The 11,295-nt window shown below is 30.8% G+C and carries 6 protein-coding genes; all 6 read left to right on the top strand.

Going from position 1 to position 11,295, the window contains the following annotated elements; genetic code table 11:
- The first annotated feature begins 925 nt into the window (after positions 1-925).
- The 6 genes from glgB (at position 926) to glgD (ending at position 11,099) form a co-directional block, all read left to right on the top strand.
- The gene (gene glgB / locus FAY47_RS19460) at positions 926-2,920 is read left to right on the top strand and encodes a 1,4-alpha-glucan branching protein GlgB (protein WP_185966916.1); all 1,995 of its coding nucleotides are present in this window, start codon (positions 926-928) and stop codon (positions 2,918-2,920) included.
- 27 nt (positions 2,921-2,947) lie between these two features.
- Positions 2,948-4,381, top strand: coding sequence for a glycogen synthase GlgA (gene glgA, locus FAY47_RS19455; RefSeq protein ID WP_143318588.1), 1,434 nt, complete (start codon positions 2,948-2,950; stop codon positions 4,379-4,381).
- A 29-nt stretch (positions 4,382-4,410) separates the two neighbouring features.
- A complete protein-coding gene (locus tag FAY47_RS19450) occupies positions 4,411-6,846 on the top strand; it encodes a glycogen/starch/alpha-glucan phosphorylase (protein WP_143318587.1) in 2,436 nt (811 codons plus the stop codon).
- A gap of 16 nt (positions 6,847-6,862) precedes the next feature.
- The gene (locus FAY47_RS19445; RefSeq protein ID WP_143318586.1) at positions 6,863-8,689 is read left to right on the top strand and encodes a glycoside hydrolase family 13 protein; all 1,827 of its coding nucleotides are present in this window, start codon (positions 6,863-6,865) and stop codon (positions 8,687-8,689) included.
- Between the two features lie 51 nt (positions 8,690-8,740).
- Positions 8,741-9,901, top strand: a complete 1,161-nt coding sequence (locus tag FAY47_RS19440) for a glucose-1-phosphate adenylyltransferase (RefSeq protein WP_143318585.1) — start codon at positions 8,741-8,743, stop codon at positions 9,899-9,901.
- Between the two features lie 91 nt (positions 9,902-9,992).
- Complete coding sequence (glgD, locus tag FAY47_RS19435; RefSeq protein ID WP_143318584.1) at positions 9,993-11,099, top strand: glucose-1-phosphate adenylyltransferase subunit GlgD; 1,107 nt, start codon at positions 9,993-9,995, stop codon at positions 11,097-11,099.
- Positions 11,100-11,295: the final 196 nt, after the last annotated feature.

Raw genomic sequence — 11,295 nt, 5'->3', positions numbered from 1 at the left:
AAGTTAAGCTCTACAGCGCTGATGGTACTGCATGGGAGACTGTGTGGGAGAGTAAGACGTTGCCAGGTATGTTGAAAAGGATAGTGAAAACTATCCTTTTTTTTTGTACAACGAGTTAAATGATATTTTAATCACATAGAAATCTAATCTATATTCATAAAAATCTAACAAATCCTATTTTTAACTTCATCAATTGATATAAGTTATTCACTAAATCCTTTCAATAAAACTATTTTCAAACTTTTGGTTTATTTACTGTATTTAAAACATCTTTATATCTTTCTTTAGAAAGCTTATTTATACATTCTGATCTTATCATATTACTATTTCTATGCTTATTAACATTGATCTAGCAATTTGTTGCTTATCATATTAGTAGAATTAAGGAGAGATAGAAAATCAAAAAAAGAATAAATTTCTTTTTTTATAAATATTACTAAAAAAAAGATGAAAAATATTCTAAAATTTGGTAATATAGATATATGGTATTAAATTGGGAATTGTTATAACGTTACAATAACAATGGTATAAGTTCAGGGGGGATTGAGTTTTGAAAAGTGATACTAATCAAAAAAATGCTTCAAAAATATTGGTAATAGAGAAAGATAGTATTGAACAAGGGAATTATAAACCAGAAAAATTGGAGCTACAAGTTAATGAAACAAAAAAGAAAAATACTAAAAAAACTTCATCTAAAAATTCTAGAAATAATGGAACTTCGGCAAAGAAATCAAATAGGATTTCAGCAAAGAAATCAACAGCAATAAAGAAGTCAAAGATGGAGGAGAGAGACGTAAATATAAATAAAGAAAAATCTGAAAAAAACTTTGCTTCAAATAATGAAAGTAAAGAATTTGAGAAAGATAGGGCAAAGGAAATAGAAACTATTAAAGGAAAAGTAATAGATGAAAAGAAAGATGAGGGGATGGAGAAATACGGAAGAAAGTTGTGTAAGAATGATTTAACTGAATTTAATACTTACTTATTTCATGAAGGAAAAAATTATGAGTCTTACGACATTTTAGGTTCACATATTACTACAGAAATGAGAGTTAAGGGAGTAAGATTTACCACATGGGCACCAAACGCTTCAAAGGTATATATAGTAGGTGATTTTAATAATTTTCAAGTTAAAGATGAGTTTGAGTTAAAAAAGGTTACAGAACATGGATTATGGAGTGGATTCTTTCCAGAAGCTAAAGAAGGAGAAAGGTATAAGTATTGTATTGTAAATGAAAAAGGAGAAAGAAGTGAGTTCAAATCAGATCCGTATGCTGTACAGAGTGAATTAAGACCAAACAATGCTTCTATTATATATCAATCAGAAAAGTTTAAATGGGATGATAGAAAATGGGTGGCAAAGCAAAAGAAAATAAATGTGTATGAAAGTCCGTTAAACATATATGAAATTCATCTAGGTTCATGGAGAAGAAAAGAAAATGGTGATTTTTTAAGCTATGAAGAGCTAAGCGAAATTTTACCTAGTTATGTAAAAGAAATGGGGTATACACATGTAGAGATTATGCCAATAGTAGAGCATCCTTTAGATGCGTCCTGGGGATATCAAGGAACAGGGTATTATTCTCCAACATCAAGATATGGAAGCTTGGAAGGTGCTAAAAAATTGATTGAAAGTCTACACAAAGCAGATATAGGTGTAATTTTAGATTGGGTACCAGGCCATTTTTGCAAGGATGCTCATGGATTATATAGGTTTGATGGGACACCAACTTATGAGTATAAGGAAAACTGGAGGGCAGAAAACTCTGGATGGGGTACATGCAATTTTGATTTAGGAAGATCAGAAGTAAAAAGTTATTTAATATCAAATGCTTTATACTGGTTTAGAGAATTCCATGTAGATGGGTTAAGAGTAGATGCAGTATCTAGCATTTTGTATTTAGACTATGGAAAAAGTCATGGAGAATGGGTTCCTAATAAATATGGTGGAAATGGAAACCTAGAAGGTATGGAATTTTTGAAGGAGTTGAACAAAGCAGTCTTTAAGGAATTTCCAACTGCACTTATGATTGCAGAAGAATCTACAGCTTGGCCTAATATAAGTAAGCCTGTAGAAAGTGATGGACTAGGATTTAACTTTAAGTGGAATATGGGATGGATGAATGACGTACTAGAATACATTCAATTAGATCCATTGTACAGAAAACATCATCATAAAAATATTACATTTTCAATGATGTACAACTATTCAGAGAACTTCATTTTACCACTTTCACATGATGAAGTAGTTCATGGAAAAAAGTCTTTAGTTAATAAGATGTGGGGAGACAAGTGGAATAAGTTTGCTGGAGTAAGGGTGTTTTGTTCATATATGATGGCTCATCCAGGTAAGAAGTTAACTTTCATGGGTAGTGAGTTTGCACAATATATAGAGTGGAGGGAATATGAAGAGTTAGAGTGGATTTCTATGGAAGATGATGATATTTACAAAAAAACTCATTTGTTCTTTAAGGATTTAAATAAATTATACCTAAACAATAAGGCATTTTGGCAATTAGATTATGATTATAATGGATTCACATGGATAGAACCAAGGAATAGTGATCAGAGCATTCTAATATTTATGAGAAAAAGTAGGGATGCTGAAGACACTTTAATAATTATAAATAACTTTAAGCAGGATGTTTATTACGATTATAAAGTCGGGGTGCCATTTTTAGGTGAATATGAAGAAATAATGAATACGGATGATGAGAAGTATGGTGGGTCAGGACAAGTTATGGGGGAAATATTAAAGGCAGTAAAGGAGCCTTTTCATAATCAGCCATATTCAATAAAAGTGAAAATACCACCAATGGCAACTTTAATTTTGAAGATTAAAAAAATAGAGAAAGAGCTAGCTGATGAAGGGAAAGAACTTATTAAGGAAGTAGAAGTTATTAAGGAAAAAGAAATTTAATAGTGCGATAGGTGGGAGAGAATATTTATGAAAATTTTATTTGTAGCCTCAGAAGCACATCCTTTTATAAAAAGCGGAGGTCTTGGAGATGTTGCAGGAGCTTTGCCAAAGGAGCTTGCTAAAAAGGGTGTTGATGTTAGGGTGGTTATACCAAAGTATAGATCTATTAATTGGGAGCTTAAAGGGAAAATCAGATTTATCAAATGGTACACGGTGAATGTAGGATGGAGAGCTCAGTATTGTGGAGTATTTGAGTATAATCATGAAGGCGTAATTTATTATTTAATAGATAATGAAGCTTATTTTGATAGAGATGGGCTATATGGCTTTTATGATGATGGAGAAAGGTTTGCTTTTTTTGACAGAGCAGTATTAAATATGCTCAAACAAATTAATTGGCAGCCAGATGTGATTCATTGTAATGATTGGCAGACAGGGATGATTCCAGTATTGCTGAGATTAGAATATAGTAAGGATTTATTTTACAGTAGTATTAGAACTGTATTTTCAATTCATAACATTTTATTTCAAGGATGTTTCGATAAAACAATACTACCTGAATTATTCGGATATGATTATGAACCATATAAAAATAAAAGTTTAGAATTTGATAAAGGTGTAAGTTTTATGAAGGGAGGATTAAACTATTCAGATCTAATTAGTACGGTTAGTTATAGTTATGCTAATGAGATAAAAACACCTGACTATGGAGAGAAACTAGATGGACTACTTAGGTGTAGAGAGGGTGCATTAAGAGGAATTCTAAATGGGATTGATTATGAAGAATTCAATCCAGCCACTGATAATTATATATATAAAAAGTATGATGTTTCAACTCTTAAGGATAAACAAACTAATAAAGTAGAGTTACAAAGAGAGTTGGGATTGTATGAAAATAGAAATACACCAATGATAGGAATGATAACTAGATTAACTAAGCAGAAAGGCATTGAGTTGCTAGTATATATTGCGGAGAGATTATTACAACAAGATGTACAACTTGTTATAGTTGGAACAGGAGATAAGAACTTTGAGGATTATTTCAAATGGTTAGATTACAGATATGGAGATAAAGTATCAGCAAATATTAGATTTGATAATACCTTAGCTCATAAGGTATATGCAGCATCAGATATGTTTTTAATGCCATCGCTATTTGAGCCATGTGGACTTGGACAACTTATTGCATTAAGATACGGAAGCATACCTATTGTTAGGGAAACAGGAGGATTGAGAGATACTGTTACTCCTTATAATCAGTATGATGAATCAGGTAATGGATTTAGTTTTGCAAATTTTAATGGGGAAGAAATGCTAAGCATAATACAATATGCTATAAATATTTATTATGACAAGAGGCAATGGAATAAAATTATAAGACATGCAATGCGTTCCGATAATAGTTGGAGCAAGTCTGCTGAGGAATATTTGAATATGTATAGAGAATTAAGTTATAGATAATTGTTATATGCAATAAGGAGGATTGAGAAGTGGTATCAGTAGATAAGAAAAGTTTTAAGCTAGCCTATATAAATAAGTTTTTAGAATTGCACGGAATTGATTTGAAGGAAGGAAATAATCAACAAAAGTACGAAGCTTTAGCAGGACTTATTAGGGATTATGTTTCTAGAATGTGGCTTAAAACTAATAAGAAAAATAATAAATCTGGTCAGAAACAGGTATATTATTTTTCTATGGAATTTTTGATGGGGAGATTACTAGGTGATGCTTTATTAAATCTTGGAATAAGGGATATATGTAAAGAAGCCTTGAGTGAATTAAACATACCACTGGAAGAATTAGAGAACCTAGAGCATGACCAAGGCCTGGGAAATGGAGGGTTGGGTAGATTAGCTGCCTGTTTTCTAGACTCAATGGCATCACTAAATATACCAGGAAACGGGTGTGGAATTAGATATAAGTACGGATTTTTTGAACAAAAAATTGTAGATGGAAAACAAGTTGAGGTTTCAGATGATTGGCTTAAGGAAGGAAATGCGTGGGAAATGAGAAAAGCCAACAAGTCTGAAATAGTTAAATTTGGAGGAGAAGTAAAAGTAGATTACATAAATAATAATCTAACTTTTACTCATGTAAATTATGAGCCAGTATTAGCAATTCCTTATGATACCCCGATAGTTGGTTATGACAATGATGTTGTTAATACATTAAGATTGTGGAGTGCGGAAGCAGTTTCCAATGAATTTGATTTTTCTTCTTTTAGTAGAGGAGATTTTTTAAAGGCTATAGAGTACAAAAATTCAATTGAATCAATTTCTCAAGTTTTATATCCAGAAGATTCATTCTATAAAGGGAAAATACTTAGGCTAAAGCAGCAATACTTTTTTGTATCAGCAGGAATTCAAAGTATAATTAGACATTTTAAAAAATATGGTGGAAATATTGAGGAATTAGATGAGAAAATTGCAATTCATATAAATGATACACATCCAACTCTAGCTATACCAGAAATAATGAGAATATTAGTAGATGAAGAGGGCTTAGACTGGAATGTGGCATGGAGAATTACAACTAATACAGTGTCTTATACAAATCACACTATTTTGGCAGAGGCTTTAGAAAAATGGCCTATAGATATGTTTAAATCGTTACTTCCTAGGATCTATATGATAGTTGAGGAGATAAATAAGAGATATTGCGAAGAGCTTTGGAATAGATTTCAGGGGCAATGGCAAAAGATATCTGATATGTCTATAATAGCAGATGGTCAGGTTAAGATGGCTCACCTAGCTATCGTTGGGAGTCATAGCGTCAATGGAGTAGCAAAGCTTCATACAGAAATATTGAAAAAGAAGGAAATGAGTAATTTTTATTATCTATATCCTAATAAGTTTAACAATAAAACAAATGGAATTACACATAGACGTTGGCTATTAAAGAGTAATCCTAAGCTTACCAATCTCCTAAAGGATACTATTGGAGATAGTTTTATAAAACATCCTACGGATTTGAATAATTTTCAAAAATATTTAAGTGATGATTCTGTATTAGAAAAGTTGTCTCGAATTAAGTTGGAAAATAAAAAGAGGCTGGCGAGTACAATATTAAAAAATCAGAAGATAGAGGTTGATCCTTATTCTATTTTTGATGTCCAAGTTAAAAGGATACATGCATATAAAAGACAAATATTAAATTGCTTAAGGATAATGGATTTGTATAATTCGTTAATAGATAATCCAGACAAAGATATTGAATCCAGGACTTTCATATTTGCAGGTAAAGCGGCACCCGGATATTATTTGGCTAAAAATACAATTGAATTAATTAACTCTATAGCAAAAACAATTAATAATGATCCAAGAGTTAATAATAAAATCAAAGTGGTGTTTATGGAAAATTATAATGTTTCGTTAGCAGAACAAATAATACCAGGGACAGATTTAAGTGAACAAATTTCTACTACCACTAAAGAGGCATCTGGGACATCAAATATGAAGTTCATGATGAACGGGGCAGTAACAATTGCAACTCTAGATGGCGCTAATATAGAAATCAAAGATGAAGTAACTGATGAGAATATTGTTATTTTTGGATTAACAGCTGATGAAGTATTAAGCTATTACAGAAGTGGGGGATACAATTCTTCAGAAATATATAACAGTGACATTAGAGTTAAGAGAGTAGTAGATGATTTAGTAAGTGGAAGATATAACCCAGATAAAGATAGATTCAGAAGTATATATGAAAATTTAGTTAACTATAATGATGAATTTTTTGTGCTAAAAGACTTTGACTCATATGTTAAAGCGCAAAACAAGATTGATATGCTTTATAAGGATGAAAGAAGATGGCAGAAGATGTGTGGTCAAAATATAGCCCATTCAGGAATCTTTTCTTCTGATAGAACTATTGAGCAATATGCAACAGGGATATGGGGATCAGAAGTAATTTATAAGAATCTATAAGGAGGGGTAATTTTTGATGGATGAATTAAGAATAATTCATGATTCTCAAAATATGAAATTTAGAAGTCCATTTGGAGCTGTTGAAATTCAGCAAAAGGTAAAGCTATCAATAGAAATGGATAGAGATGTTATAGTAGCTGTTGAATTACTTAAAGGAAATGAACCAATTAAAAATATAGGTATGAACAAAGAGTATTTAAATAATGGTTCATACAAGTATTCTGCTGTAATAAATACATCTAATTATACTGGGATCATTGAGTATTACTTTGTAATTATTGATGGATACAGTAGGTTATATTATGGGAATAATGATGAAAGATTAGGTGGAGTAGGGAGAGTATACAATTATGATCCAATACCATATCAAATTACCGTTTACGAAAAAAGTATAATGCCAAATTGGTATAAAGAAGGAGTTATTTATCAAATATTTGTAGATAGATTTTTTAATGGAAATGAAGAGGGAAAAATAATTTCTTCTAAAAGTAACTCGTTCATATATGGTTCTTGGAATGATTCCCCCATGTATATTAAAGATAGTTCAGGAAGAATTATTAGATGGGATTTTTATGGAGGAAATTTAAAAGGTGTAATTAATAAGCTAGATTATCTTAGAAAATTAGGTATAAGCATAATATATTTAAATCCCATTTTCAAAGCATCTAGTTGCCATAAATATGATACGGGGGATTATGAAATTGTTGATGAGATGTTTGGAACAAATGAAGATTTTAAAGTTTTATGCACGAAAGCTAAAGAAATGGGGATAAGAATAATACTTGATGGCGTTTTTAGCCATACAGGAGCTGATAGTAAATATTTTAATAAGTTTGGAAATTATGAAACAACGGGGGCATATCAATCACCAAGTTCACCATATTACAGTTGGTATAGGTTTATTAATTATCCACAAAGTTATGAATGTTGGTGGGGTGTAGATAACCAGCCTAATGTTGAAGAGATGGAACCAAGTTATGTTGAATATATAATTAAAGGAAATAATTCAATAATAAAAAAGTGGATGGACCTTGGAGCCAGTGGGTGGAGATTAGATGTAGCAGATGAGCTTCCTGATGAATTTATTAGGATGATAAAAGAAAAAATGAATGAGGTATCTAGTGATAATGTTCTTATTGGAGAGGTATGGGAAGATGCATCCAATAAGATAAGTTATTCCAAACGCAGAAGATATCTTTATGGCAGAGAACTTGATTCTGTTACTAATTATCCATTAAGAGAAAATCTAATAAATTTTGTAAAGGGATATATAAAGTCGGACAAGTTTGCAAAAAAGGTGTTGTCTTTATTTGAAAATTATCCAAGAGAAAATTTTTATGGGAATATGAACATTATTAGTACTCATGATACAGAAAGAATATTTACAGTATTAGATAAGCGCATAGAATTACTAAAAATAATAATAGCATTACAAATGACATTGCCAGGAGTACCTTTAATATATTATGGTGATGAAGCTGGACTTGAAGGAGGAAAGGATCCAGAAAATAGAAGAGCCTATCCGTGGGGGAGAGAGAGTAAAGAAATCATAGATTTTTATAAAGTTATTATAGGAATAAGGAATAACGAAAATGCATTAAAAAAGGGTGATTTCAAATTCTACAATGCAGATTTGGATGTATGTGTTTTTGAAAGATGCTATGAAAGCGAGAGAATAATAGTTGCTGTAAATATAAGTGAGAGAAGAATAACTTTAGATAATGTGAATATTGAAGGATCATATATTGATATATTAGATAAAAATAAAGAATATAAGGGTTTAGGAATAAACAACATTTTAACCCTTGATGGTTATGGTGTTAAGGTGTTAAAAGGCAAATAATAGATTTTTTTATTAATGAGAATTTATGTGACAGAGAGGGGATATGTATTCATGGGAAAAAATGAGATTGTAGCAATGATATTAGCTGGAGGACAAGGATCAAGGTTAGGGGTATTAACAAAGAAACTTGCAAAACCAGCAGTACCATTCGGAGGAAAATACAGAATTATTGATTTTCCATTAAGTAACTGTGCCAATTCAGGAATATATACAGTTGGAGTATTAACACAATATAAGCCTTTAGAATTAAATGCACATATAGGAATTGGTGAGCCATGGGACTTGGATAGAAAGAATGGTGGGGTAAGGGTTCTGCCACCATATCAAGAAGAAAAAGGTGGTAAGTGGTATAAAGGAACAGCTAATGCTATATATCAAAATATAGAATTTGTGGATGGAGCTGACCCTGAATACATTTTAATTCTTTCAGGAGATCATATTTATAAAATGGATTATACTAAAATGATAGATTTCCATAAAGAAAGAAAAGCAGAAGCAACTATAGCAGTAATAGAAGTTCCGAAAGATGAAGCAAGTAGATTTGGAATAATGAATACTAGAGAAGATATGACAATTTACGAATTTGAAGAGAAACCGGAAAATCCTAAAAGTAATTTAGCATCTATGGGAATTTATATTTTTAATTGGAAAACTCTAAAAAAGTATTTAAAGGAAGATGAAATAAATAAGAATTCAAGTAATGATTTCGGAAAGGATATAATTCCAAGCATGTTAGGAGACGGAAATAAGATGGTGGCGTACCCATTTAAAGGATATTGGAAGGATGTTGGAACAATAGATAGTCTTTGGGAAGCTAATATGGATTTATTAAAGGATGATAATGAATTGAATTTATATGATGAGGAGTGGAAGATATATTCTGTAAATCCAGTAAGACCAGCTCAATACATTGGTGAAGGGGCTAAGGTTAAAAATTCGCTAATAGTTGAAGGATGTGTTGTTAATGGAGATGTAGAAAATTCTGTATTGTTTCAAGGTGTGCAGGTAGGTAAGAATTCAATTATTAGAGATTCGGTAATAATGACTAATGCTAAGATAGGTGACAATGTAATTATTGAGAAAGCTATAGTTGGATCAAATGCTATAGTCAGGAAAGACTGTAGGATTGGACTAGAAGATGATATAGCAATAATAGCAGCAAAAGAAGAAGTTAAGATGGGTACAATAATAGAAAGTAATAAGGCTGTGTAACATAGTATAAGTTATAGTGTAAAGTTTTGCATTATTTATATAGGTATATGTTAGAAAATAAACTTAACATGAGGTATGGGGGAAGAGAAATATGAATAATTGTTTAGGAATAATAAATTTAGATGGAAACGAGAGTAAAATGGGGGAATTAGTTGTTAACAGACCTCTTGCATCAGTTCCAATAGCAGCTAGATATAGAATTATTGATTTTGTATTATCCAATATGACAAATTCCGGAATTGACTGTATAGGTATATTTACAAAAAATAAGTCGAGATCTCTAATTGATCATTTAACAAATGGAAAGCCATGGGACTTAAATAGAAAAAAAGATGGTTTAAAAGTATTCAACTTTGGAGATTATGATCCATCATATGAAGATGTTCACAACTTTTCTGAGAATATTGAATTCTTTAAATACAGTCGAAAAGAATATGTTTTACTTGCACCATCATATATGATTTGCAATATAGATTTTGAAGAGGTAATAGATTATCATAAAAAAAGTGGAAAAGATGTAACTATGGTATATAAAAATATTAAGGAGCCTCAAAATGCTTTTGATGATTGCAGTGTGCTAAATTTTGGAGATTTAGGGGAGGTTATAAGTATTGGGGAAAATGTAGGCCATAGTAAAAATGTAAATATTAGCATGGAGATGTACGTTTTGGAGACCAGCACATTTATAGATATAATTCATGAATGTATAAGAAGTGGAATGTATAGAAAAGTAAGAAGCTATATATCTGCCAATTTGAGAAATTTGAGAGTAGGAGCTTATGAATTTACTGGGCATTTGGAATGCATTAATTCACTTAAAGCATTATATGATGCAAATTTGGCATTATTAAATAGGAGAATAAGTAAGGAAATATTTAGTGAAGAAAGGCCTATATTCACTAAAACAAAGGATGAAGCTCCAACACATTATACTAGTTCAAGCAATGTAATAAATTCTATTATAGCAAATGGATGCTATGTAAAAGGTGAGGTTGAGAACTGTGTAATTGGAAGACGAGTTTATATAGGTGAAGGTGTAAAACTTAAAAATTGTGTAATTATGCAGAATAGTGTAATAGGCGATTATTCTGTATTAGATAATGTTATTGCAGATAAGGGTATAGAAATTAAGAAAGACGAAAAATTAATAGGATCGCGATTATATCCCCTATTTATTAAAAAAAATAAAGTTGTTTAAAGAGGTATCTCAAAATAGAATTTCTATTTTGAGATACTTTTGGTTTATAAGTTTAATATGAGTAATGTTAGTAAACATCTATAGTTAAGATATATTGATAAAAATTCATACTATAAAGAATATTCATAAAAAGTAAAAAAACTGATCCTAGCATATCAATATATGAAATACTTTATATATTTAAGCAAATTTGATT

This window comes from Clostridium sp. HBUAS56017, assembly GCF_007115085.1.
In the GTDB taxonomy this organism is placed as follows: Bacteria; Bacillota; Clostridia; order Clostridiales; family Clostridiaceae; genus Clostridium; species Clostridium cibarium.
The sequence above is the reverse complement of the archived record's forward strand: the minus strand, read 5'-3'. Positions and strand labels throughout refer to the sequence as shown.

What these genes read in the sequence shown, in the direction of transcription:
- glgB (WP_185966916.1), top strand. Translation starts at nt 926, where the DNA reads ATGGAGAAATACGGAAGAAAGTTGTGTAAGAATGATTTAACTGAATTT.
- glgA (WP_143318588.1), top strand. Translation starts at nt 2,948, where the DNA reads ATGAAAATTTTATTTGTAGCCTCAGAAGCACATCCTTTTATAAAAAGC.
- FAY47_RS19445 (WP_143318586.1), top strand. Translation starts at nt 6,863, where the DNA reads ATGGATGAATTAAGAATAATTCATGATTCTCAAAATATGAAATTTAGA.
- FAY47_RS19440 (WP_143318585.1), top strand. Translation starts at nt 8,741, where the DNA reads ATGGGAAAAAATGAGATTGTAGCAATGATATTAGCTGGAGGACAAGGA.
- glgD (WP_143318584.1), top strand. Translation starts at nt 9,993, where the DNA reads ATGAATAATTGTTTAGGAATAATAAATTTAGATGGAAACGAGAGTAAA.